Source organism: Endozoicomonas sp. ALC013, from assembly GCF_049310205.1.
Lineage (GTDB): Bacteria > Pseudomonadota > Gammaproteobacteria > Pseudomonadales > Endozoicomonadaceae > Endozoicomonas.
Genome location: NZ_JBLYNS010000001.1, coordinates 78,516 through 103,525, shown reverse-complemented (window position 1 = coordinate 103,525; position 25,010 = coordinate 78,516). Strand labels below are relative to the sequence as shown.

22 protein-coding genes, 4 tRNA genes and 1 pseudogene are annotated in these 25,010 nt (G+C 48.3%); 17 read left to right on the top strand and 10 right to left on the bottom strand.

The window, feature by feature from the left end; translation table 11 throughout:
• Positions 1-246 precede the first annotated feature (246 nt).
• Entirely contained in the window at positions 247-1,182 is a 936-nt protein-coding gene (locus ACO6V1_RS00450; RefSeq protein WP_422444938.1) for a YiiX/YebB-like N1pC/P60 family cysteine hydrolase, read from the bottom strand.
• A gap of 182 nt (positions 1,183-1,364) precedes the next feature.
• On the opposite strand from ACO6V1_RS00450, the gene ACO6V1_RS00445 reads away from it, so the two are divergent.
• Positions 1,365-1,958, top strand: coding sequence for a DUF1285 domain-containing protein (locus ACO6V1_RS00445; protein ID WP_422465395.1), 594 nt, complete (start codon positions 1,365-1,367; stop codon positions 1,956-1,958).
• Between the two features lie 22 nt (positions 1,959-1,980).
• On the opposite strand, the gene ACO6V1_RS00440 is transcribed toward ACO6V1_RS00445, so the two are convergent.
• Positions 1,981-3,639 (bottom strand): electron transfer flavoprotein-ubiquinone oxidoreductase, encoded by a 1,659-nt coding sequence (locus ACO6V1_RS00440; protein ID WP_422465393.1) that lies wholly within the window; start codon positions 3,637-3,639, stop codon positions 1,981-1,983.
• Between the two features lie 427 nt (positions 3,640-4,066).
• On the opposite strand from ACO6V1_RS00440, the gene ACO6V1_RS00435 reads away from it, so the two are divergent.
• The 9 genes from ACO6V1_RS00435 to ACO6V1_RS00395 all read left to right on the top strand — a co-directional run bounded on the left by ACO6V1_RS00435 (position 4,067) and on the right by ACO6V1_RS00395 (position 9,920).
• Positions 4,067-4,816, top strand: coding sequence for an electron transfer flavoprotein subunit beta/FixA family protein (locus ACO6V1_RS00435; RefSeq protein ID WP_101748524.1), 750 nt, complete (start codon positions 4,067-4,069; stop codon positions 4,814-4,816).
• On the top strand, positions 4,816-5,745 hold the full coding sequence (locus tag ACO6V1_RS00430; RefSeq protein WP_422444930.1) for an electron transfer flavoprotein subunit alpha/FixB family protein: 930 nt from the start codon (positions 4,816-4,818) through the stop codon (positions 5,743-5,745). Before ACO6V1_RS00435 ends, ACO6V1_RS00430 begins: the two co-directional genes overlap by 1 nt.
• A 159-nt stretch (positions 5,746-5,904) precedes the next feature.
• Positions 5,905-6,546 carry a UvrY/SirA/GacA family response regulator transcription factor gene (uvrY, locus tag ACO6V1_RS00425; protein WP_422444928.1) on the top strand — a complete coding sequence of 214 codons (642 nt, stop codon included), beginning with the start codon at positions 5,905-5,907 and terminating at the stop codon, positions 6,544-6,546.
• Positions 6,547-6,715: 169 nt separating this feature from the next.
• Positions 6,716-8,560 (top strand): excinuclease ABC subunit UvrC, encoded by a 1,845-nt coding sequence (uvrC, locus tag ACO6V1_RS00420; protein ID WP_422465391.1) that lies wholly within the window; start codon positions 6,716-6,718, stop codon positions 8,558-8,560.
• Positions 8,561-8,715: 155 nt separating this feature from the next.
• Positions 8,716-9,279: a CDP-diacylglycerol--glycerol-3-phosphate 3-phosphatidyltransferase gene (gene pgsA / locus ACO6V1_RS00415; RefSeq protein WP_101748528.1), complete on the top strand. Its 564-nt coding sequence runs from the start codon at positions 8,716-8,718 to the stop codon at positions 9,277-9,279.
• A 140-nt stretch (positions 9,280-9,419) separates the two neighbouring features.
• Positions 9,420-9,495: transfer RNA gene (locus ACO6V1_RS00410), tRNA-Gly, on the top strand.
• Between the two features lie 107 nt (positions 9,496-9,602).
• A tRNA-Cys gene (locus tag ACO6V1_RS00405) sits at positions 9,603-9,676 on the top strand.
• A gap of 60 nt (positions 9,677-9,736) precedes the next feature.
• Positions 9,737-9,823: transfer RNA gene (locus ACO6V1_RS00400), tRNA-Leu, on the top strand.
• Positions 9,824-9,846: 23 nt separating this feature from the next.
• Positions 9,847-9,920: transfer RNA gene (locus ACO6V1_RS00395), tRNA-Cys, on the top strand.
• A gap of 17 nt (positions 9,921-9,937) precedes the next feature.
• Here ACO6V1_RS00395 and ACO6V1_RS00390 read toward each other — a convergent pair.
• The 5 genes and pseudogenes from ACO6V1_RS00390 to ACO6V1_RS00370 form a co-directional block, all read right to left on the bottom strand.
• Complete coding sequence (locus ACO6V1_RS00390; RefSeq protein ID WP_422465412.1) at positions 9,938-10,651, bottom strand: protein DA1; 714 nt, start codon at positions 10,649-10,651, stop codon at positions 9,938-9,940.
• 114 nt (positions 10,652-10,765) lie between these two features.
• Positions 10,766-10,894, bottom strand: a pseudogene (locus ACO6V1_RS00385) (LIM domain-containing protein); the annotation flags it as partial.
• Positions 10,895-11,066: 172 nt separating this feature from the next.
• The gene (locus tag ACO6V1_RS00380; RefSeq protein ID WP_422465389.1) at positions 11,067-12,179 is read right to left on the bottom strand and encodes a tyrosine-type recombinase/integrase; all 1,113 of its coding nucleotides are present in this window, start codon (positions 12,177-12,179) and stop codon (positions 11,067-11,069) included.
• Positions 12,176-13,255, bottom strand: a complete 1,080-nt coding sequence (locus ACO6V1_RS00375) for a hypothetical protein (RefSeq protein WP_422444920.1) — start codon at positions 13,253-13,255, stop codon at positions 12,176-12,178. The genes ACO6V1_RS00380 and ACO6V1_RS00375 overlap by 4 nt, the downstream gene beginning before the upstream one ends.
• 383 nt (positions 13,256-13,638) lie before the next feature.
• Entirely contained in the window at positions 13,639-13,968 is a 330-nt protein-coding gene (locus ACO6V1_RS00370) for a MarR family winged helix-turn-helix transcriptional regulator (RefSeq protein ID WP_020583484.1), read from the bottom strand.
• Positions 13,969-14,540: 572 nt separating this feature from the next.
• On the opposite strand from ACO6V1_RS00370, the gene xthA reads away from it, so the two are divergent.
• From xthA to ACO6V1_RS00340, 6 genes are all read left to right on the top strand, one after another.
• Entirely contained in the window at positions 14,541-15,359 is an 819-nt protein-coding gene (gene xthA / locus ACO6V1_RS00365) for an exodeoxyribonuclease III (protein WP_422444918.1), read from the top strand.
• Between the two features lie 124 nt (positions 15,360-15,483).
• Positions 15,484-16,692, top strand: coding sequence for a hypothetical protein (locus ACO6V1_RS00360; protein ID WP_422465387.1), 1,209 nt, complete (start codon positions 15,484-15,486; stop codon positions 16,690-16,692).
• A 277-nt stretch (positions 16,693-16,969) separates the two neighbouring features.
• Positions 16,970-18,079, top strand: coding sequence for an efflux RND transporter periplasmic adaptor subunit (locus tag ACO6V1_RS00355; RefSeq protein WP_422444914.1), 1,110 nt, complete (start codon positions 16,970-16,972; stop codon positions 18,077-18,079).
• 6 nt (positions 18,080-18,085) lie between these two features.
• Positions 18,086-21,184 carry an efflux RND transporter permease subunit gene (locus ACO6V1_RS00350; RefSeq protein ID WP_422465385.1) on the top strand — a complete coding sequence of 1,033 codons (3,099 nt, stop codon included), beginning with the start codon at positions 18,086-18,088 and terminating at the stop codon, positions 21,182-21,184.
• 92 nt (positions 21,185-21,276) lie between these two features.
• Positions 21,277-21,537, top strand: a complete 261-nt coding sequence (locus ACO6V1_RS00345) for an AbrB/MazE/SpoVT family DNA-binding domain-containing protein (protein WP_269674359.1) — start codon at positions 21,277-21,279, stop codon at positions 21,535-21,537.
• Positions 21,537-21,866 carry a type II toxin-antitoxin system PemK/MazF family toxin gene (locus ACO6V1_RS00340; protein ID WP_163370907.1) on the top strand — a complete coding sequence of 110 codons (330 nt, stop codon included), beginning with the start codon at positions 21,537-21,539 and terminating at the stop codon, positions 21,864-21,866. Before ACO6V1_RS00345 ends, ACO6V1_RS00340 begins: the two co-directional genes overlap by 1 nt.
• A 45-nt stretch (positions 21,867-21,911) precedes the next feature.
• On the opposite strand, the gene ACO6V1_RS00335 is transcribed toward ACO6V1_RS00340, so the two are convergent.
• A complete protein-coding gene (locus tag ACO6V1_RS00335) occupies positions 21,912-22,709 on the bottom strand; it encodes an MOSC domain-containing protein (RefSeq protein ID WP_422444909.1) in 798 nt (265 codons plus the stop codon).
• Between the two features lie 142 nt (positions 22,710-22,851).
• Between ACO6V1_RS00335 and ACO6V1_RS00330 the strand changes: the two genes are divergently transcribed.
• Positions 22,852-23,682, top strand: a complete 831-nt coding sequence (locus tag ACO6V1_RS00330) for a TatD family hydrolase (RefSeq protein ID WP_422444907.1) — start codon at positions 22,852-22,854, stop codon at positions 23,680-23,682.
• Here ACO6V1_RS00330 and ACO6V1_RS00325 read toward each other — a convergent pair.
• Both ACO6V1_RS00325 and ACO6V1_RS00320 read right to left on the bottom strand, forming a co-directional pair.
• Positions 23,639-24,523, bottom strand: a complete 885-nt coding sequence (locus ACO6V1_RS00325; protein ID WP_422465383.1) for a cation diffusion facilitator family transporter — start codon at positions 24,521-24,523, stop codon at positions 23,639-23,641. The genes ACO6V1_RS00330 and ACO6V1_RS00325 overlap by 44 nt on opposite strands.
• 125 nt (positions 24,524-24,648) lie before the next feature.
• Entirely contained in the window at positions 24,649-24,897 is a 249-nt protein-coding gene (locus ACO6V1_RS00320; protein ID WP_101748540.1) for a glutaredoxin family protein, read from the bottom strand.
• Positions 24,898-25,010: the final 113 nt, after the last annotated feature.

Below are 25,010 nucleotides of genomic sequence, written 5' to 3'. Positions count from 1 at the left end.
TTGGATTGTGTACCTATGTTTCACTCCTAATGGTCTTAGCCCGTGTCTTCTTCCCCCAGAAGCGCGGGTTTCTTTTTGGCTGCCTTTTATGTTTCAGCTCTTGATCCTCGTGGCTCTTAAAGATCTTTAGTTGGTCAGGCGAAGAGTAAGTTGGCCGTGTCTACTTTTGTCTGCATGAACGGCTTTTCGTTTGTTATGCATCAAAAACCTGGAAAATGATTAAATGGCAGCATGCGCCTGGAGTGATCAGTGAGTTGAAACAGAGCCGCTCTCACCACTGTTTTTCTTATCAGGAGAGAGGGGAGCCGCATCACCCAAAACCTCATGATCCACAGTGCTTTCTTTCTGTAGCTGCTCAATTTGCTGGGAAGACATATAAAAATCCGCTTCTCGACCCTCCAGAACCCGCTGACCATGCCAGGGCAATAGTCGATAATCTGCGTGATGACTGTAATCGAGAAATGGATACTTGATAATCTGAAAGTAGGGGGAGTAATCAAAGTCACGGGGCGTGCACAGCTTTGGATTTCGTTGAAAGAGTTGTACGCCGGCATCGCCATCGTGTTTAACCAGGGGCAGGATGGGAAAGTGGATAAAACTAAAAGCTTCAGCAATCATGGTTGAGCAGACGGTTTTTGTTTCCTGACCCGGAGAATGCTGAAATAACGAGGAGCCAAGTCTTCTGGGCAGGAAAGAGTAGGGGAAGAAGAACCGGGCAAGATCAAGAATCTGTCTGACATTGTAATCCATACCCAGGCGGCTGGTTGCGTAGTGTATTACTTTCTGGCTGTCACTGTAGCTCAGACCTTTAGGTCGGCATATCCGCAAATGCTCCCCTTCATAGTTTTTCAGGGGCTGGATGGCGGTACCGATTCCCAGTTCACTCTCAATAATCAGTTGTTCATCAGGGGAGCCGCCATAGGATTCACTGACAATCTGGCGAATTCTGTCATCCTCAATGTCGTGTAGTCGGCCAAGGTAGAGCATGGCATGGGACCAGGGGCTTTGAGTGGTTTGCTTAATAACCCGGCTGACTCTGGATCTTCCTTCAACCAACAGAACATCGCAGGGCTTAATTTCATGCCTGACACGTTCAAAATCACACAGGGGGCTTGTTCTTTCCTGAACGTTGTGGCTTAGCCAGTCTGTAAGGCATCCCGCAACCATTTTGAAGAGTTCCATACTCCAGTCCTGAGCCAATCTTTATTTCTTTATGTTAGCATTGGTTATTCTTGACATTATGAATTGAGATAAAATTGACATTTTTTCATGAGTACATCTGCTTGATGGCAAGCACCCTGAAAAACATCAAAAAGCTGTTACTACCAAATAAGGCATAATAATGGGCTGAATAGCCAGCAAGCATGGGAGTATGCTTTGTGAACAATGGATCAAAGCCGGAAAATATTGTGGCAAATCTGCAGTTTTTGAATAAGAAAAAAGGATTGCCTCCTGTACACAGTTGGAACCCTCCTTTCTGTGGTGATATTGATATGCGCATCAGTCGGGATGGCCGTTGGCACTACAATGGCTCCCCCATTGGCAGGGAATCAATGGTGAAGCTGTTTGCTTCAGTTCTCAGGCATGATGATGATGGCCATTACTACCTGGTTACTCCGGTAGAAAAGGTAAGAATCCAAGTGGATGATGCGCCATTTGTTGCGGTTTCTGCAGAGGCTCGTGATGGTGCGAATGGTCCTGAATACCTTTTTACCACCAATGTTGGTGATGAGGTAGTGCTAAGCAACGAACACAATCTGAAAATGATCAAAAGTATGAAAACCGGAGAATTTGTGCCTTATATCCGGGTTAGAGATCGACTGGATGCATTGGTAAATCGCAATGTGTTTTACCAGTTAGTGGCAGAGGCCGTTGAAACCCGGGTGACTGAGGGGATAGAGTTAAGCATTCGCAGTCAGGGGCAAAACTATTCCCTGGGAGTTGTTGAGGGTGGCTGAGCCACCCTCATTGCAGGAAAACTCACATGTTTGGATAATTCGGGCCGCCAGCACCTTCCGGGGCAATCCAGGTGATATTCTGAGCGGGATCCTTGATGTCACAGGTCTTACAGTGAACGCAGTTCTGGCTGTTGATCTGAAACCGGTTTTCTCCGCTATTCTCGTCCACCACAATCTCATAAACCCCGGCAGGGCAGTACCTTTGTGCTGGCTCATTATAAGCCGGAAGGTTTTGCTTAAGCGGAATGGTTGCGTCTTTAAGCTTCAGGTGACAAGGCTGATCCTCCTCGTGATTGGTATTCGAGAGGAACACTGAACTCAACCGGTCAAAGGTGATCACACCATCAGGTTTTGGATAGTTGATGGGGCTGGACTCTGCCGCTGGCTTGAGCTGGGCGTAATCCGCAGTGGTATCGTGCAGGGTGAATGGCAATTTGCCATTGAAAATATTGAGGTCTGCAAAGGCAAAGGCAGCACCAAAGATGTTACCAAATTTATGCATGGCCGGACCGAAGTTCCGCTGTTGATGCAGTTCTTTATAAAGCCAGGACGCTTTGAATGCCTCATCAAAGGATTCCAGTTTATTGCCGCCCTCAGAGCCTGCACCCACCGACTTGAACACTTCTTCTGCCGCAATCATGCCGGACTTCATGGCGGTATGGGAGCCTTTTATTTTGGCACCATTCATGGTTCCAGCGTCACAACCAATCAAGAGTCCGCCCGGAAAAGTCATCTCAGGTAATGACTGTGGCCCACCTTTGGCCAGTGCTCTTGCACCATAGGAAACCCGTTTTCCACCTTCCAGGTATTGTTTGATAACAGGGCTCTTTTTGAACCTCTGGAACTCTTCAAAGGGGCTAAGATGCGGATTTGAATAGCTCAAATCGGTAATAAGGCCCAGTACTACCTGATTATTCTCCAGATGGTAGAGGAATCCGCCACCGGTAGACCCGCTTTCAGCCAGTGGCCAGCCGGCAGTATGAACCACCAGGCCCTGTTGATGCTTCTCGGGTGCGATATCCCACAGCTCTTTAATGCCGATGCCGTAATGTTGAGGATCACGCCCTTCATCCAGCTTAAAATGGCTGATAAGTTGCTTGCCCAAATGCCCGCGGCATCCTTCGGAAAAGAGTGTGTATTTGGCGTGCAGCTCCATACCTGGCATAAAGCTGTCTTTCTCGTCACCGGAAGCTGAAATCCCCATATCTCCGGTGGCAATGCCCCTGACACTGCCATCGTCGTTAAACAGCACTTCCTGGGCGGGGAATCCCGGGAAAATTTCCACCCCAAGTGACTCGGCCTGCTCCGCCAGCCAGCGGGTGAGATTGCCGAGACTGATGATGTAATTGCCTTCATTGTGCATGGTTTTAGGCACAAACAGGTTGGGTACTTTTATGGATTTTTCTTCAGAACGAAGTACATAAATATCATCGGATGACACTGGAGTATTTAACGGCGCACCCAGCTCTTTCCAATTGGGAAACAACTCATTAAGCGCCGTTGGTTCAAAAACTGCCCCCGAGATGATATGAGCGCCAACTTCGGAGCCTTTCTCAACAACGCAGACACTGAGTTCTTTGTCCTGCTCCTGAGACAATTGCATCAGCCGACAGGCGGCTGACAAGCCGGAAGGGCCTGCACCCACGATAACGACATCAAATGCCATGGATTCGCGTTCCATGATGAGCTTCCTCCCTGTCGGAGTGTTATTTTCAGAACGGTATTCAAACAACTGTTTGAAATTGTTTGGCATTATACTCAGTGTTTCCCTAAATGGACAACACGTCATTAGTTATTAATACCTATACACAGCAATGTTCCGGCTGCTGAACAGCTGCTATCTTGTCCTCCACAGCTATTCTACAACCAGCAGGATCAGGTGTATTTCCGGTAATGCATAGTAACAGACACCTGTCTTAAATAAGAATATCTGAGTGAACTGACTGAAACATACGTTTGAACCCTTATTGACGTACTGGTAGACTGCGCTCCAGCAGATGTGTGAACACAGGTTGCTGAATGATAATAAAATTTGTCTGTCCGGTTGTTCGTTATCTGCTCGACAATTCAAGACCTAGCCAATAACGAGAAGGGAAGGCTGCGAACTCATGAAAATATTAGTAGCCGTCAAAAGAGTCATTGACTATAACGTCAAGGTTCGAGTGAAGGCGGATAACACTGACGTCGATCTCACCAACGTCAAAATGGCAATCAACCCTTTCTGTGAAATTGCTGTTGAAGAAGCAGTAAGACTCAAAGAGAAAGGTGTCGCTACAGAAATCGTTGCCGTATCCCTTGGTGCCAAAGAGTGCCAGGAGCAGATACGAACAGCGCTGGCTCTTGGTGCAGACCGAGGCATTCAGGTTCAGACTGATCAGCCCCTGGGTTCCCTGGCAGTTGCCAAACTGCTAAAGGCCATTGTGGATGAAGAAAAGCCTGACCTTGTTCTTCTGGGTAAACAATCCATCGATAGTGACAATGGCCAGACCGGTCAGATGCTTGCGGCACTTGCCGGTATGTCTCAGGCAACCTACGCCTCAGAAGTCAATGTTGACGGTGATAACGTTAATGTTACCCGTGAAGTGGACGGCGGTTTACAGACGTTAAGCCTGAAGCTGCCCGCAGTGATTACCACGGATTTGCGTCTGAATGAGCCGCGTTACGCATCACTGCCCAATATTATGAAAGCCAAGCGTAAGCCTCTGGATGTCAAATCACCAGAAGATCTCGGTGTAGCAGTGTCGTCTACTTTAACGACGATCAAAGTAGAACCACCGGCTGAACGACAGGCGGGTATCAAGGTGGCCAGCGTGGATGAGCTGGTAGAAAAATTAAAAAATGAGGCGAAGGTGATCTAATGGCCATATTAGTCGTTGCTGATCATGATAACAGCACGCTCGGAGCGGGAACGCTGAACACGGTTGCAGCTGCCACCGCAATCGGGGGAGAGATTCACCTGCTGGTTGCAGGGTCCGGGTGTAGCGGAGTTGCAGAGCAGGCCTCTGCTGTAGCGGGTGTATCAAAAGTCTTGCTGGCCGAGAATGCTGCACTGGAAAACCGACTGGCTGAAAATGTCAGCCTGCTGGTTGCTGAACTGGGCAAGGATTACTCTCACGTACTGGCATCCACCTCAACCGATGCCAGAAATATGATGCCACGGGTGGCAGCTTTACTGGATGTTGATCAGATATCTGACATCATCCGTGTGGAAAGCGAAGATACCTTTGCTCGTCCGATCTACGCCGGTAATGCCATTGCCACGGTTCAGTCCAGTGCATCTATCAAGGTTATTACCGTTCGGAACACAGGTTTTGACCCGGTTTCTGCGGAAGGTGGATCTGCCAGTGTAGAAACCGTCGCCAGCAGTCATGATGCGGGAGTGTCGAGCTTTGTCAGCGAAGAGCTGGCTCAGTCTGACCGTCCTGAGCTGGCGGCTGCGGACATCATTGTGTCCGGTGGTCGTGGCATGGGTAATGGAGAGAACTTCGAGTTACTTTACAAAGTAGCGGACAAGCTTGGCGCTGCAGTCGGTGCTTCCCGTGCTGCCGTGGATGCAGGCTATGTACCCAATGACATGCAGGTCGGACAAACCGGTAAGATTGTTGCTCCCAAGCTGTACGTCGCCGTTGGTATCTCCGGAGCCATTCAGCATCTGGCTGGAATGAAGGACAGTAAAGTCATTGTTGCTATCAACAAAGATGAAGAAGCGCCCATATTCCAGGTTGCAGACTATAGTCTGGTAGCAGACCTGTTTGAAGCTATTCCGGAACTTGAAGGCAAGCTCTGATCAATAGGGCAGCTGCCTTTTAAAAAAAATACCACTTTCTTTGAAAGTGGTATTTTTCTACTGGTTTTATGCCTTTTTTTTCTCCCGGGGTTTTAAGCCCCATCAACTCTGTGCATAATCTTTCACAATAAAACGATAAGAAACATACCGGAGTAGATTTTGATACGAGTTCTGGTTGCGGATGATCATGATTTGGTGAGAACTGGAATTTCTCGCATGTTAGCTGATGTTGAGGGTATTGAAATTGTAGCCCAGGCTGTCAGCGGTGAAGATGCTATCAGCCTTTATCGGGAACTCACTCCGGATGTCACGTTAATGGATGTCAGAATGCCCGGCATTGGCGGGCTCGAAGCCACCCGGAAAATCTGCCAGATCAACCCTCATGCAAAAATCATTGCCGTAACCGTCTGTATGGATGACCCATTTCCCACCAGGCTGCTTGAAGCCGGCGCGTCAGGTTACGTCACCAAAAGTTCAAATATTACCGAAATGGTTACAGCCATTCGCACGGTATTTACCGGAAAGAAATACATTTCCCCGGAAATTGCCCAGCAAATGGCTTTGAAAGCTATAGAGCCAGACAGCGCGTCACCCTTCAATCAGCTCTCTCATCGCGAAATGCAAATAGCTCTTATGATTGTTAATTGCGAGAAAGTACAGACCATATCCGATAAGTTATGCCTTAGTCCCAAAACGGTGAATAGCTATCGCTACCGGATGTTTGAAAAGCTGAATATCACCAGTGATGTCGAGCTGACACACCTGGCTATTCGCCATGACCTGGTAGATACCATAGAGTGAACGCTGCCTTACAGGCTCTGATGAACCTCTTGTTGAGTTCCTTTCGCTACTCCCGGTGCTGATGCCCGAAAATCCTGTTACCTGTACTGAAAAATGCAGGCTTATTCGTTTCTACCGCTCTGTGAAGATATAATGAGCAGGTGATTTGATAACCGTTGTCTGGTGGTTCATGACAGGTAGTGAAGAAAGCAAAAAGTTTGATCACAAATCATTTCTGGAAAAGGTGTCGAGCCGTCCGGGGGTCTATGATATGCGTGATCACAGTGGCAAAACACTCTATATCGGTAAAGCGAAAAATCTTAAAAATCGTCTCTCAAGCTACTTCCGGGCAACCGGCCTTACCACCAAAACCATGGCTTTGGTAAGCAAGATTGCTGATATTCAACTGACGATTACCCACACTGAAACTGAGGCGCTGCTGCTTGAGCAAAACCTGATAAAAGACAGAAAGCCACCCTACAACATTTTGCTGAGGGACGATAAGTCATACCCCTATATCTATATTTCCGGAGATGATGATTTCCCCAGGATGGACTCCTGTCGTGGACGTAAACGACAGAAAGGCCAGTATTTTGGGCCTTACCCCAGTAGCGGAGCGGTTCGGGAAAGCCTGCACCTGCTGCAGAAGATTTTTAAGATACGTCAGTGTACTGACATCTATTTCAACAATAGAACCCGGCCCTGCCTGCAATATCAAATCAACCGTTGCAAGGCCCCCTGTGTTGGCCTGGTCTCAAAAGAAGAGTACCAGCAGGATCTTGAGGATACCCGGCAATTCCTGGATGGCAAAAACCAGCAGTTAATTCGTTCGCTGATAAAGCGCATGGAGGATGCTGCGGAATCCCTGGATTTTGAAGAGGCGGCGGCAACCCGGGATAAAATCAACCACCTCCGGGCTGTTCAGGAACAGCAGACGGTGACCAAATCGGCCGGTGATATTGATGTGATCGGGTTTGCCCAAATGGGTGGCAATACCTGTTTTGACGTGCTCTTTGTTCGTTCTGGCAGGTTGCTTGGCCATAAATATTACTTTCCTGATTTTAAGCTGGAAGCTGAACGGTCTGATTACCTGGAAGATTTTATGGCCCAGTTCTATGTCAGGCTGTTTGCCAGTCGTGATTTTCCCGAGGAGATCGTGGTTCCGTTTGAGCTGGCCGGTGCAGATACTATTGAGGACGCGATCCAGGCTGTTTCTGGCAAGAAAATCAAGATCAAGGACAAGGTACGTTCTGAACGGCACGATTGGTTAGGCCTGGCCAATAAAAATGCGCAGCAGAATCTTGAAAGTCACCTGGCGAGCAAGAGCCATTTAAACCAGCGATACGCACAACTTAAGGGTTTACTGGACATTGAGCAACCCATCCTGCGTATGGAGTGTTTCGATATCAGCCATACCATGGGGGAGGCAACTGTTGCATCCTGTGTGGTATTTGGTCCGGAAGGGCCGGTGTTCAGTGAATACCGCCGTTACAATATAACTGGTATAGAGCCCGGGGATGATTATGCCGCCATGGCGATGGCTCTTGATAAGCGTTATCAGAAACTGGCGGAGGCAGATGCAGGGGAGGGGGTCAGGCCGGATCTTATCATTATTGATGGGGGTAAGGGGCAGTTAGGAAAGGCGTCGGAGGTGATGACCAGGCTGCAATTGCCAATTCCCCTGCTTGGGGTTGCCAAGGGAGTAACCCGAAAGCCCGGGCTTGAAACACTGATTTACCAGGATCAGGAGCTCAACCCCGAAGGTGCTGACGCAGCATTGCTGTTGATACAACAGATCCGGGATGAAGCACACCGCTTTGCCATCACCGGGCATCGACAGCGCAGGCAAAAGGCCAGAAACCGTTCCGTGCTGGAAGATATTCCGGGTATTGGCAGCAAAAGGCGATCAGCTCTATTGAAGTTTTTTGGTGGTCGTGAAGGCGTGAGTGGTGCAACCATCGAAGAATTGAAGAAAGTTGAGGGTATCAGTCTGAAGCTGGCGCAGCAGATACATGAATATTTTCATAATGACTAGCACCGAAGAGCAGGACTGTGTACCGTATGCCCTGCTTTGATTTCTGGGATCATCCCGAAAGAGTAAGGCGATATGTCAAACCGTCCCAATAACGTCCCAAGGCTGCCAGCTGAATGCTTTATGGCCTTACAGCACAAGGGCTTAATTAAGTAGTTATGAACGTCCCGAATTTTCTAACACTAACACGAATTGTTCTGGTCCCATTTCTCGTCGTTATTTTTTATCTCCCATTTGAGTGGAGTTACCTTGCCTGTGCTGGAATATTTGCTTTCGCTGCCGCAACGGACTGGTTTGATGGGTATCTTGCCCGTCGGCTCAATCAGACAACCCCTTTCGGGGCATTCTTTGATCCGGTTGCTGATAAAATAATGGTTGCCACGGCGCTGTGCCTGCTGATTGATGAGTTTCGTGCCTTCTGGATGACGGTGCCGGCTCTGATCATTATTGGTCGGGAGATCGTCATCTCGGCCCTGAGAGAGTGGATGGCTGAACTGGGTAAGCGGACCAGTGTTGCCGTGAGCATGATCGGTAAGGCGAAAACCATGGCTCAAATGGCAGCCATTACCTTACTGCTATTATCACCAGTGCCTGTTGATTCCTGGATTGGTTTACTTGGTATTGTTCTGCTGTACCTTTCAGCAATTCTGACACTATGGTCCATGTATATTTATCTGAAGGCTGCCTGGCCAGATCTTTCTCCGTTCAATAAGCCTGACTGATGTGACGGAAAGCGGTTGACATCAAAGCAAAAAAACCTAAAATACGCTTCGTGTTCGGGCGCTGGCAGACAGTTAGCCAAAGTCGTCTAGCACTGGTTCTTGATTATCGATTGCCGATTGTTGATTATCAAAAAAAGTGTGCGGGAATAGCTCAGTTGGTAGAGCGCAACCTTGCCAAGGTTGAGGTCGCGAGTTCGAACCTCGTTTCCCGCTCCAATTATTCCGTTTATGTGATTCAATTGCATAAATACGAGCACGATACATTGATGCTTTCAATGTTCAGGTTTGTTCTTGCAGCAAGAACAAACCAGGCTCAAGGTTCTGGCGAGTTAGCAAAGCGGTTATGCAGTGGACTGCAACTCCATTTAGACCGGTTCGACTCCGGTACTCGCCTCCAGAATAAAATTGCAGGCAGAGCCTGTTTTTTTATGCTTTTACTCTGTACTATTCAAGTACTGCCCGAGTGGTGAAATTGGTAGACACAAGGGACTTAAAATCCCTCGATCGCAAGATCGTGCCGGTTCGAGTCCGGCCTCGGGCACCACCCATATTTCTTCTTTTGAGAAGGGCGAGTTAGCAAAGCGGTTATGCAGTGGACTGCAACTCCATTTAGACCGGTTCGACTCCGGTACTCGCCTCCATTTCTTTTTCCCTTCTGTTAAAAAAAGAAAGAGCTCCAGCGACCGGGGAATTTCTTTTTATCCCTGATAAATTCCAGAAGTGTGGTCAGTGGCATGTACTTCAATGACTCTCTGGCCTCCCGAAACCCATCGCCATAAATTGGGTCAGCACTTTGCTCTAGCTGCTTTTTTCTGAATTCAGCATCTTTGGTATTAAGGTTTTTTAACCAGATATACTCCATTAATACGCACATTCCTTCCTCTACCTTCAGTGGCAGATTTTCATAATAATTGTAAAAAAACCAGGCATGGGTGAGTTCATGAATCATGACGGTTCGGAAATGTTCTTCCGGCAGATTGATCTGGATTAAAATGCAGTCAAAATTTCTGGCTAATATCTGTCCTTTCCGGTGGGTTGTTGTGGTTCGGGTAACTCCCAGAATGGGGTGATTATCATGAAAGTCGTGATGACTGGCGTCATTTAGCTCATCGCGGCCGCAGAGTTTTACAGGCGTCTGTGTCGAGTTCAGGCTAAGTCCAACCGATGCCAGGGCTGAGCGCATTTCAATAGCAATGCGGTCGGCGCGCTCCTGGGTGGAAACGCCATTGAGGCTGCATTTGTTGCAGATAACAACCCCGTCGGGATACTGCATACCGCCATTGGTGAGATTGTCACAAACAAGCCGGCTGCAGCTGGAACACTCCGGATGCCCATCATGGTTATTGCAAAAAGCATTGCCCCAGAAATCCACAAAGTAGTTTCTGGTGAGAGGGTTCCGACAGACAGAGCAGAGTGGGGCGGTCTGCTTTTGGGCACAAACCGGGTGCCAGGCCATTTTATCAAGTTCTACATAGTTTCCCTTGACGGGCTTTCTGCAACTCGGACACCTCAGGCAGTCAGGATGAAAGGCCTGGTTCCGGAATACGACAAAAGCCTTTCCTGCAAATGGCTTCCTGCAGCCACTGCACCTGAAACACCCCGGGTGCCAGCGCATGCCCATTGCCTTAACGCATTGGCCCTTGAGTGGTTTTTTACAGCCCTGGCAATAGTTCATGACCTTCCCTGATGTATGAGTAATCAGTCCCCAGACCATTTACGGAAGAATTCCTCCTTTATTACTGGTAAAAACAATTCTTCATGGTGATATGGTCTTCTTTTCAGCGTAATCAGATATGATGATCGGCAGCCATCTTTTTCAGTCTACTTGCTTCTGCATGGTAGTACTGGCTTGTGGTATTGATTGAATCATGACCTGCAAATATAGCAAGGTCTTCGATATCCATTGTTCGAGCCAGGTGCGTCAGTGCTGTGTGGCGCAGCGTGTGAAATGGCAGCCCCTGTAATCTGTGCCTGATATCCGGTGAGGCCTTGCTCTGGCAATTTTCCATAAAGGATCGCCACCAGAATCGAAGCCCCCGGGCTGAAAGCGGGGTGATCAGCCCCCCGGTTTTGCGTGTTTTTGGTGCCAGGGGAAAAGGGTCTCCGTACAGGCCTGAGAATCCATTCATGCGCCTGTATTCAATGATTTGCTGTTGAAGCACTCTATTCAGGGGGACCTGCCTTCTTTTTCTGCCCTTACCCAAAACACTGAGATAAAAACCGTTGTCATTATCGGGGTGTATATCTGAACAGGTATGCCCGGTCAGCTCAGATTCCCGTAAAGCCAGCCCATAACTTAAAGAGAGGATAAGGCGGGTTCGGGCTGATTCCATTCGTTCTCTTTCGGTGCCCATTGGCAGGCTTGCCAGACACTCTTTAATAAATTGCCACTCATTATCATAAAAATATCGGATGATGGTGTTGCCCCGGGCTACCTTTTCACCCGAACGAATAAGTGATGCGGCTGGATTGCCAGCGGTATAGCGATTTTTCTCCAGAAAAGAGAAAAAAGAGGACAGTACATCAATAACTTGATCGGTGCTTTTTCCTGGCTTGATGGGGGATCTGAACATAATTCTCTCCGGCTGACCGGGAAGAATGCCAGGCATCAGCCAGCGCGGAGGTAAGTTCTGGATAAAGCCGACATAGGCTTGCAGGTGCTTAAGGCGCACATATTTATACCCAATTCCTAATTCAAAGTACAAAAACGCTGTCAGCCTGGTTATTTCTCGCTCATAACGGCGCAGGGTCTCTTCTGAGCGGGCTCCGGACTTGTTCAGAAAAAGCACCATTGCTTCACCATCATTGCCCGCTCCCATCATATTGTCATTTGTACCATGATGAGCGGGCAGGGCGGGGAGGGCATTCAGGAAAACAGAAGGGTGAATCGGCTGGCTCACTGCGTTACCTCAGGAGTATCGGTTTTTTTAGACAACGCTTTTTCAAAGGCCTCGGCAATACCGCGGGCTCTTTCAAGTTCAAGTCGAAGAGTGCTGATTTCATCAAGTCGCTCTTCTGTTTCCAGCAGCCGACTCTCCAGCTTTTCTTTATCTGATATTGCGGTCCTGTATTGCTCTTGCATCATATTGGATTCCCTGGCTCCCGCCAGAAGGTTGCGCACTGCACCTAATAAATTGCCCTGATCGCTGTCCAGCAGCACCATAAGCTGATTGGCAAGCTGAACCGTGGCTTCTGTCTTGCCTTTCTCTGAAGACAGATTATTTCTTTCTTCGCAAACCTGAATATATGCCTTCGATTTGCTGTCCAATCGGCTTTGCAGCTCCAGATTGTGTTTTTTTAATTCCTGCTGTTCCTGGAGTTGGTTGCTTATCTTCTTTTCCAATCCCTGCTTTAACCTTCGCTCATCATCGACCACGCCAATCCAGTGATTCAGTTGCTCCTGGCTCCGTTGGTCCATCTGTTTTTCCAGGTTGCTGATGGCTTGAAGATGAAGGGCTTTTTGCTCAGCAGCCGCAGATTGCAGTTGTTCAGTTTGTCTCTGTTCTGATTTCAGCAGTGATTCCAGTTCTTTCAGGTCCTGGTTTCTCTGCTGCAAACTGAGCCTCGTTGTCTCCAGCTCTGTACTGATATGCTGAACCTGATCCTGGAGTTCAGAGTTGCTGCGGGACAGTTGACTATTCTTTTCCAGCAGTTGATTCAGGCTTTCCTTTAGCTCATCGATCTCCTGGTTAGCGGCCTCTGCAAAATCCCGCTGCTCTTCGGATAACTGGTGCTTCCATTGGGCAATTCCTCTTTTCAGGCCTCTGACCAGATCCTCCGGCAATTCAAGCGCTTCGGCTTCGCCCAGAGCGCCTAAATATCGCCATTCATTGTAATAAGGCAGCACGGTCTGCTTCCCCATTTTTCCGATGCGGGCGACTTTGTCGGCGTTAATTCTCTCACCTTTCTCTTTCAAGTCATCAAGGATGCTGAAAATGTGCTGCCTTCTGACTTTGTCCTGCTCTGAGTTCTTCATATTCGCTGTAGTATCCCAAAATATAGAACCAATAATACCGGTATTGTAATACCAGTATTATCAGTCTCACAATATAAAACTTTACTGCCGGTAACTGAACTTACCGGCAGTAACTTGTATTTGATAGCGGATATGGGTAGCAATAGGCAGAGGGCAGAGCCTGTTGGTGATTTATTGGGTAATTCGACGTGTCGGTGCGTCCCTAAGACGAAACCGGTTTACTTTAGGAAATAAGAGAGGAAGGTCCGGGTTCAGCCCCAAAATGCCGAAGAAAAATGAGAAGTGGATATAGTGAGGATAAGAATAGAGGAGGGTTAGGGCCCTAAAGAGTAACTTCTACAATACTCCCACAACCGTGTAGAGCCCTGGTGATACTGGCTTGTTCATTTCAGATATCGAGCTTTCTGCTTGATTTTTTCCACCAGTTTTTTGCCTTTGGCCGTCAGGGTCAGCTTGAAATAGCGACCATCATCTTCGTGCTGGACCTTTTTGATCAGACCGAGGCCAGGCCTGTCGTGCCGTCCTTCACCCAGACGTTTCACGCTGACCGCGATATCACTTGGGGTACCACAGGTGAGCTTTTCAGCATTGACAAGATCTGTAATGGTTTCCCCGGGGTTTTCTGCAACCACGAGGAGAATTTGCCATTGGATAACCGTCAGTGGTTGTTCCTGCATCAACTGGGTTAATTTGATAAGACCTTTTAAAGTCATTGGCAGTTACCTTTCTCTAGTTAGTTATGAGGTTTGTTGTGGACTAGTAGCGTCGTTTACTTTCCATGCTATTAGGCTTAAGCCTAGTCTGTACAACTGTTACGGCGACTGCTATACCAGAGTAAATGTTAGACAGTTTTCTACTGTTATAGCAAGTTTCCGTTCACAGTCGTTAAACATTTCGGCAATGAGTAACAAAACTGTTACGTTAGGAAACAAACGCTCAGAGGGCGATCCTTTCAGTCATGGAGCATCCGGATCGTCATTCAGCCCGCCAATTATTACGACTGAAGGCGGATAGAGCTCAATGACGTCTAATGAGCAGTGTCTCCTTAATATTGGTAAAGTGTTAGACAACGATTTTTGGAAAAAATTCTCTAAAAAAATACATTACGCATATTTTGTCGTGAATAAAGCCCATGACAGGTGTTTTTTTTCTGAGAGACAGTGTTTATATCGATGATATTAATGTTCGCATAATATATATTATGTTAAATTAGTGATATTGGTTACATCCTCTCGATGGCAACACCCAGACAACCCTGAACCTGCCCTAAGGTGATGATAAAACGATGAAAATAGTCAGTTTTAATGTAAATGGTGTGAGGGCGCGCTTGCATCAACTCTCCCGGGTAATTGATGACCATAGTCCTGATCTGATAGGCCTTCAGGAGATTAAAGTATCTGATCAAGACTTCCCGGTGAAAGCCATTGAGGATCTGGGCTACAGCGTCTTGTATCATGGCCAGAAAACCCATTACGGCGTTGCATTACTCAGTAAGACGCCTGCAGTGAGTGTTCAAAAAGGATTCCCTACGGACCTGCCTGACGCCCAGCGTCGCGTTATCATTGGCGACTATGAGTTGAACGGGCAAATGTTGAGAGTCATTAATGGCTATTTCCCTCAGGGAGAAAATCGCAGCCACGAGACCAAATTTGCCGATAAAACCAGGTTTTACAATGATCTGCAGACTTATCTGCAAAACTCCTGTTCCCCCTCCTCCAATATTCTCGTGATTGGTGACTTTAATATCTCTCATACAGACCTGGACATTGGCATTGGTCCCACTAATGCCAGACGATGGCTAAGAACCGGCAAATGCAGCTTTTTGCCAGAAGAACGGGAATGGTTTGACCGACTGCTTGGCTGGGGGCTAACTGATTGTTTCAGGAAGCTATATCCTGATGAAGACAATCTCTTCAGCTGGTTTGATTACCGTAGCCGTGGGTTTGAGAGTGAGCCAAAGCGTGGCTTGAGAATAGATTCTATTCTTGCAACCAACTCTTTAATGCAGATATGCCAATCCATTTTTATGGATTATAAAATCAGAGCCATGGAAAAGCCCTCTGATCATGCCCCCGTCATCGCTGAATTTTCTGAGTTAATATAAATTCTTTTTTATAAGATATTGATAATCTTTACTCTATTTATCATGTGATAATCATTCGTATTTGCATCTTTGCAAAGCCTGACTATTCTAACTCCATTCAATAACAAATGATTGGGATATAAATATGACCGCTTTGCAAAAAAGCAGAATGCTTTTTATCATTCTCTTTGCTTCTCTTCCCGGGTATTGTCTGGCAGGACTGGATGACGGTGTAAAAAAGCATGAAATATCATTAAATTATCTGGGTAAGGGAACATTTAAAGGTCATATTTGTGTGCAATGCTCTGACCAAAATAATGCTTGTGAGTCTGTCCTGGAATTTGAACAGGATGGTGATTTTCCATACCTGCCCTCTTTAGCAGAAATGAAGTTTCAGGGGCACTTTCAAAGAGATCTAAATGACTTATCAGAGCTTGGTTCAATCACCGTACAAAAAGACAGCAGGGAAACCAAAATTCCGTTAGGTATTGATTATGATGAACTGTCGCTTGGTGATAAAGACAATCCGACCACCAGGGCTGTGATTGCGCATCTACACCCGTCCTTATTCCATCATGCCAAAAAAGAATTAGACAACATTACCGAGGCTGCGGACTACCTGACGGGTACAACCAGGAACTCTCAAACCCTGCACTTATTTAAGCCGGAACCACACAACCTTTCATTCAAAGATTCAGAGAACCTTGCAAGCGCTGTCCATGACGATTTTATGGTGCTGGATATTGGTGAAAGTTACTCGATGGTCCTTATATTCAACCAGGAAAACATTCCGGAATTTATCTACGTACTTGATCGCTGGAAACTGTACAGAGATCCAATATTCAAAACCATCATCGGCTATGGTGATCTGGTTGGCCTGGTGTTGCACGGCATGGACTTTATCAAATACAGCGGCTCATTGCTGGGCATAACAAGCCATGGTCATCATCATTCACACTTTGCCTTTTTGAAAAATCTTGCCGGTTCTGTTGGTATTGGGCCGACGGCGTATCACACCTTGACCAGTCTGATAAGTTCCGGTTTCCATATTGCCGAGATAATTGACCATAGCCATGGTGTCAGTGAGTTTATCAGTGGTGGTCAGAAGCACTACCATGATCACCATCATGGTGCATGGGAAAACCTCTTTGGTCACATGCATTTAGCGCATACAGTTGTGGAAATGATTGCCGAGCCTTCTCTTGCCCATGGGCTTCAAACGGTTTTAACCTTTGCCAGCTTTGGCTATCACCATGTGCCACATCATTATTATGAACACCCAATGTCGGATGTTCTTCGTCCGGTAATATATTCCCGGGGTCAATCTACTCCTGATGCTAAAACCGTGAACTAACGCATTCCATTTACTCAGAACTCTGATCACTTCAGAAATGGTGGTCAGATTCTCCCTTTTCCTTTCATCACCTGGTTGAACTATAAGAAACTGGTCGTATTTCCTATGGGATATTGCGAGAACTCCGGATCTTATGGATACTAATACGCGTCCGGCGTTGTACTTTTTATAAATGATTCTTATCTAATGCTTCGGTAACTCGCCGGATAGACGATGAAATACGTCAGGGCAATGACTGCCAGCTCAGAATAAAAATATGATACTGGGGTAAACAAGAGTGCAAAAGTTAGTCAATGTGAACGGCTCATGGTTAGCCGCCAGTGTTATAGCGGTTGGCATTGGTATCTACCTGCTGACTGCGGATGTCGTTAATATTAACGACGCTGAAAAAGTCAGCCCGCCTTCCAGGGATAGTCAGGAAAATACGGTTATTCCCGTTGTCCAGGCCTCTCACTTTGAGCAATCACCGGTCAATCGCACACTGACACTTTATGGCACCACGGAAACTGACCGGACCGTCACAGTCAGTGCTGAACTGGCAGCCCGGGTTATTAATATCAGTGCTGAACGTGGTCAGCTGATGGCATCGGGCGACGAAATTATCCGGCTACGTGAAGGCAGTCTGAAGGCTCAACTGAAGTCTGCTGAAGCTCGTGTCAGACAAGCTGAGCAGGATTACCAGTCAGCCCTTATGCTGCAAAAGAAAAAACACATTGCTGATAATCAGATTACTCAGCTAGAGGCTTCCCTGGCTGAGGCGCTGTCGCAAAAAGAGCAGCTCCAGACGCACTGGGACAATACCCTGATTAAGGCCCCTGTTTCCGGCATTCTTAACAAGCGCTATGTGGAAATTGGTGACTTTATTGATAAAGGAAAACCGGTGGCTGAAATTCTCGACCTTGACCCACTGGTGGTCCATGTCGATGTTCCCCAGAATCACATTAATTATTTTACCTCCGGCCAGAAAGCGGTTGTCCGGTTTCTCGACGGAGCAACCAGCGAAGCCACTATTCGCTTTATTGATCGACAGGCTGATCCATCAACCCGGACATTTTCTGTTGAGCTAACCATCCCGAACCCTGATATGAAAGTTCCCGCAGGCCTCAGCGTTGAAGCCGACCTGTTGATGGAAGCAGTTATGGCACTGGAAATAAGTCCTGCATGGCTTGCGTTGAGTGAAGAAGGCGAACCGGGGATTAAATGGGTGACAACGGGCAATCGGGTCGAGTTCACCCCCGTCGATGTCGTCAAGTCGGAAAGTGACCGCCTCTGGGTGACAGGCATTCCCGAACAGGCCAGGGTCATTACCCGTGGTCAGGGCTTTGTTCGGTCCGGTGATCAGGTTGATGTCATCAACCCTGATGTTTCTCTGGTTGCCGGGGAGTAATGGCCAATGCAAAGTCTGATTGCTGCATCACTCATGCGGACCCGTACGGTCATGATGCTGCTGGCGTTAATCCTGATGACCGGGCTGGCCAGCTATCTTACGATTCCCAGGGAGTCGAACCCTGATATCACGATTCCAGTCATTTATATCTCCGTATCACACGAAGGCATCTCGCCGGAAGATGCCGAACGGCTGCTGGTACTTCCCCTGGAGAATGAACTCAGGGCGATAGAAGGTGTAAAGGAACTCAAAGCCACTGCATCCCAGTCCCATGCCTCCATTACCCTGGAGTTTATCGCCGGACTGGATACGGATGAGGTCCTTGCAGACGTCAGGGATAAGGTTAACCTTGCCAAAAGTAAGCTGCCACAGGATACCGATGAGCCCATTATCAACCAGATTTCCTTTGCCAGTATGCAACCGGTGATTACGGCGGTACTGTCTGGCAATTTGCCCGAGCGCGCACTGGTGAGAATCGCCCGGGAACTTAAGGATGTGCTGGAATCCAGAAAGCAGATTCTGGAGGTGGATATCGCTGGTGATCGGGAGGAAGTGGTTGACGTTATTATTGATCCACTCAAGCTGGAAAGTTACGGGCTGGTGCCTGCGGATGTGATCAATCTGGTCTCCCGGAACAACCAGCTGGTTGCTGCCGGCAACCTGGACAATGGTAAGGGACGGTTCTCGGTCAAGGTCCCTGCTGTCTACAAAACCGTGGCTGATATCCTCTCCCAACCCGTCAAGGCGGACGGTGATCGGGTAATTACTTTTGGTGATATTGCCAGCGTTCTCAGTACCTTCAAGGACGGTGGCGGTTACGCCAGAATGAACGGCAACAACAGTATCGCCCTGGAAATCAAAAAGCGCCCCGGGGAAAACATTATTGAAACTGTGATGCTGGCCAAAGCCATTATTGCTGAAGGCCAGAAACTGGCACCGAAAACCCTGAAGGTTGACTATGTGGGTGATCAGTCAGTGGATGTGGTGGATATGGTCAACGACCTGCAGAACAGCGTTCTGGCGGCCATCACTCTGGTGGTAACGGTGATTGTCGGGGCGCTGGGCCTGCGCAGCGCCGTGTTGGCAGCCATCGCCATTCCCGGCTCTTTTCTGACTGGCATTCTGATCATCGCCATGATGGGCTTAACCATTAATATGGTGGTCCTGATCTCGCTGATGATCGCCGTTGGTATGCTGGTTGATGGTGCCATTGTGGTCACTGAATATGCTGACCGGAAAATGAGTGAGGGGGTTGCCCGCAGGCAGGCCTATCAGGAAGCCTCGTTACGCATGGCATGGCCAATCATCGCATCCACAGCCACCACACTTGCGGCTTTTTTCCCGCTGATGTTCTGGCCGGGCATTATGGGTGAGATGATGAAGTATCTGCCATTAACCCTGATTGCTACCCTCTCCGCATCTCTGGTGATGGCGCTGATTTTTATCCCAACCATCGGTTCCCTGATTGGTAAGCCCAGAAAACTCAGTGAGCTGGAAAAAAGGTCCATCACCGAAGCGGAAACCGGAGATTTAAACAATGTGCCCGGTTGGGCCGGGATCTATATTCGCACGTTGTCGAAAGCGATCCGGCACCCTTTAAAAATATTGTTCTCTGGCATGGCGATGGTGGTAGCCATTTACTTTGCCTTTATCAGTTTTGGCAAAGGCATTGAGTTCTTTCCTGATGTTGACACCAACAACATCATGATCAAGGTGCGCGTGAACTCCAGCAACCTGTCCATAGATGAAAAGGATGAGATTCTGCGACGGGTAGAAGCGATCCTGTTGCAACAGCCAGAATTAAAAACGCTGTATGCCCGAACCGGTGATAACCAGGAAGTGGGGACCATCCGCCTGAATATGGTGGACTGGAAATATCGCCGCAAAGCAGCCCTGGTGGCAGAAGAGATTAATGAGAAACTTGCCCATTTCGCCGGTCTCGACATCACCGTTGAACGAAGAAAAGATGGCCCTCCCCAGAGTAAACCCCTGGAATTGGTGGTCAGTGCCAAAGACCTTGATGTCCTCCACGAGACCGTGGGCAAAGTCAGAACGATTCTGACCGGCATTGATGGCTTTACCAATCTGGAAGACGACGGCCCTACTTCCGGCTATGAATGGCGCATCGATGTAGACCGTGCCGGAGCTGCCCGCTATGGTGCCGATGTCAGCAGTGCCGGTGGTCTGGTACGGATGGTGACCTCGGGTTTAACGGTGGGCGGTTACCGTCCGGATGACAGCAGTGATGAAGTGGATATTCGTATTCGTTTTCCTGAGTCAGACCGCCACCTGGAGAGCATTGATCAGCTCCGGCTGATGACCCCGGCGGGCCTGGTCCCCATCAACAACTTCACGACCCGGGAGATTGCCCCCAAGGTTGACAGTATCAAGCATCTGGATGGTAAACGAACCGTCAAGGTCAGTGCCAACCTGGCCGAAGACATTCTGCTCAATGACCTGCTGCCCGAGTTGCAGGCGCAGCTTGATGCATTGGAGGTGCCACAGGAAGTCAGCTTTACCATCAAAGGACAGAATGAAGATCAGCAGGAAAGCGGTCAGTTCCTGATCAAGGCATTTGCGGTTGCCCTGTTTGTGATGGCCATGATTCTGGTGACTCAGTTCAACAGCTTCTACCAGGCATTCCTGATTATGTCAGCGGTGGTACTGTCTACCGGAGGTGTGTTGTTTGGCTTGCTTCTGGCTGGAAAACCCTTTGGCATTGTGATGTGCGGTATTGGGGTTATTTCCCTGGCGGGTATCGTGGTCAACAATAATATTGTGCTGATTGATACCTACAATGTGTTACGCAAACAGGGTATGAAGGCTGAAGAAGCGATTCTTCGCACCGGTGCCCAGCGTCTGCGACCGGTGATGTTGACCACTGTCACTACTATTTTGGGTCTGATGCCAATGGTGCTCTCCACCAATATTGATCTGTTCAACCATCGACTTGAGATTGGCGGCCCAACTGCCCAGTGGTGGCATCAGCTATCAACGTCCATTGCCGGGGGATTGGCCTTTGCCACTCTGCTGACACTGATTCTGACGCCCTGCCTTCTGGTGATCGCAGGTCGTAGGCAAGATAGAAAGATGGCACAGAAATGATCTTCAAGAAGGAGCGAAAGGTATATACATTTGTTGACACTTTTCTGACTACTATCTAGTATCTACATAGATAGATACTAAAAAGGTTTTACATGGAAACTGAAATCAAGCGATGGGGTAATAGCGCGGCTGTGCGATTACCCGCTAAGGTTCTCGCCAAAGCTGGCCTTGAGGTAAATAGCAGTATCAAGATTGAAGCACTTGATGGTGAGATCGTTATCAAACCTGCCAGCTCCCATAAAGAGTACACAATGGACGAACTGCTATCAGCCAGTCCTGCCAGTGCCTTCATTCTGGATGAAGAAGACCGGGAATGGCTCAATGATGCACCAAAGGGAGAGGAGCTTCTGTAATGGCGTATATTCCCGAGCGTGGCGATGTGATCTGGGTTGACTTTGATCCAACGCGAGGCGTGGAAATACAGAAGACTCGGCCTGCACTGGTTTTATCTCCAAAAGCATTTAACCAGAGGACAAAGCTGGTTCTGGTAGCACCTGTCACCTCCACTGCCCGTGGTCATGCCTTTGAAGTTTCAATAGCGGGCAATCAGGTTTCCGGGGTTGTAGTGTGCCAGCAGGTTCGAACGGTAGATTACCAGGCAAGACACATAAAAAAGGTGGAAAGAGCTTCAAAATCGGTCGTTGATGAGGCTTTGGCAAAGGTCAGGGCTATTGTGGCCTGACGAAAAAAGACATCAGGCAATAGCATCTGCTATTACCTGAATAACTCAATATTCCAGAATCGTAACCTTATCGCCTATCCGGATAATACCTTCCTGGTCCGGAATAAGGTTCTGGCCAAAGATAACCCCCATTTCCGTTCGACGATATTGCGCCAGCGTAAATAGTGGTTCCCTCCCCTCTTTCTGTCCGGTTTCAGGGTTGACGGTGGTCATTACACACCGTGAACAGGGTTTGGCTACCCGGAATGTGATCTCTCCTACCCTGATCACTGACCAGGTGTCTTCTTCATAGGGCTGTTGACCACTGATAACAATATTGGGCCGGAAGCGAGACATCGGCACTGCATCAGTCAGGCGTTGATTCAAATCAGCCAGAGATGCTTCATTGGTGAGCAGGAAAGGAAAACCATCGGCAAAACTGGTGTGATCCTCTGGTCGGGAGTATCTGGCATCGGTTGGTCTGATTGATCGTTCCGGCTGATAAAACAGCCTGCATTTTATAGCCAGGAAATCGCTGAACCACCGGGCAGCAGCATCCCCGGCATCCAGTGCCTGACAATCGTCTTTCCAAACCGTTACTGTGGAAGAGCAAGCGCCCTCCTCCGGTATCGCTACATAGAGGTTCTCGACCGCTGGCCGGGTAATCAGTAATCCCCCATCAACAATGGATGTGACCACGGTTGCCAGCTCTGGATATTGCCGTTGAGTGATAAACTTGCCATGTTCATCCGTCAGCAGCCAGCGGCGATCATGCTCAAAACCTCTTCGAGTGACATGGGCGCTTTCCAGGGGTATTCCCCTGGTTGATTTGATTGGGTAGATCGCCAGCCCGGTGACTTGCATCCGCCATTGCTCCTGTAAATTTTTTAGACTGAAAATATTAGCGCCTAAGGATACGGCTATTGCCTGTTGATGAGAACCTTGTTTATAAGAAGAATCAACAGCAAAATATCCGGCAAACATACGGGTTATAACGGGATTCTCAATGACACAGCAGCTGGTGGATATAGGCGTTAACCTCAGTGATAAGGCTTTTGACCAGGATCGTGATGGAGTTGTCAGCCGTGCTGTTGAGCACGGTGTTACTACCATGATCCTCACCGGTACTTCTTTGACAGAGTCACAGAAGGTACTGGGGCTGGCCAGAAAATATTCAGAACACTGCTTTTGTACCGCCGGTATCCATCCGCATGGAGCCAAAGATGCCAATACCCAGACCTTTAAAGAGCTGAAAGCCTTATACAGTGAACCAGTGGTGGTGGCCGTTGGCGAAACCGGTTTGGATTTTAACCGTGACTTTTCCCCACGGCCTGTCCAGGAGAAAGTATTTGAGCGTCAGTTAGAGCTGGCTATTGAGTCTGGCCTGCCACTGTTTTGCCATGAGCGGGATGCTTCAGAACGCTTTGCGGATATCATCAGAAACTATCGGGATCAGGTCAGCAAGCTGGTTGTACATTGCTTTACAGCCGATAAGAAAGCCCTGTATCGATATTTGGACCTGGACTGCCATATTGGCATTACCGGTTGGATCTGTGATGAACGACGGGGAACCCATCTTCACCCGCTGATGAAGGATATTCCTGTAAACCGATTGATGGTGGAAACTGATTCACCATGGTTGCTGCCAAGAACATTGGCGAAAAAGCCGAAAAACCGGAGAAATGAACCGGCCTTTCTCTTTGAGGTTGTGCAAATGATTGCCACGCACACCGGGCAATCCCCGGAAGAGGCTGCCCGGAAAACCAGGGCAACATCACTGGAATTCTTTAATCTCACGGCTCCTCATCATGACCTTCAGGGTCAAGATGGACAATAACATCCGCTTCGGGCAGGTATTCAAGCACTGCTCGCTTGGCCTGAACGCCGAGATCGTGGGCATAGATCAGCGGCGTATGTGGTTCAAGATCCAGATGCATCTGAATAAACGGGGTTGAGCCGGACATCCGGGTTTTGACGTCATGAATACCCAGAACACCGTCAACCGAGAGGGCCCGTTTCTCAATTTCCTGAAGTTCTTCCTCAGGCAGAGCCTTGTCCATCAACTGCTCGATGGATTCCCAGGCAAGACTCCTGACACTGAACAACATATAACCGCCAATCAGCAGGGCAAGAACATTATCTACCTGGTGATAGCCATAGCTGGTGCCAATCAGCGCAGCCAGCACCGCAATATTGGTCAGAAGATCGACCTGATAATGCAGTGAGTCCGATTTTATAGCCGCTGAGTTGGTTTTTCGGATGACATAGCGCTGTATGGATAACAGGATCAGTGTGGCAATGATGGAGAAGACCATCACCATAATACCGGCGCTTTCATTTTCCAGCATCACGTCCTCACCGGTTATCCGGTCAAGCGTGTTAAGCACCAGAACAATGGCCGAACCACCAATAAAGGCTGACTGAGCCAGAACGGCAAGCTGCTCAGCCTTGCCATGGCCAAAGTGATGGTCTTCATCCGCTGGCGCAATGGCAATCCTGACGGCAAATAATGTGATCAGGGAGGCCAGAATGTCCATGGTGGAATCCAGCAAGGTAGCCAGCAGGCTCATGGAGCCGGTCATAAACCAGGCAATAAGTTTGGCAATGATCAGCAGGCTTGCCGTTGCCACTGAGGCATAGGTTGCCAGTTTGAGGAGGCGGTTTTTGTCGTCAGACACGTTCTTTCCAGTGTTACTGTCATTAAGCCCGGACGATGCCATCCTGGCACGCGATTCTCGTCTTTGAGCCAGAGCGTAGTTAATCATGCGATCCCTGCCAATTAACAACCGTCGATATTGCTATCCTATCCTGAAACGGGGGTTATCAGCCACTGATTCAACGCCTCAAGGGTAAATGGCCAGCCAAGTTCCCTGCCCTCTGCTGACGCGATGACCGGAATCCGGACACCATAACGATCAACCAGACGATCATCCTCACTGATCTCGACAGCTACCCATCGGCAAACCTGCTGCTTTTGCAGAAAATTGAGCATTTGTTCAGCTTGTTCACACAGGTGACATCCGGACGTGGTATATAAAGTCAGTTGAATCATAAACTATTCCCTAAAAAGGGTGTCTATCATAGCGATAATATAACCGTAGAGTTAGTAAAGATTACGTAGATATAACTACAATATGATGTTTTTGCTTATACTCTCTCTGGGCA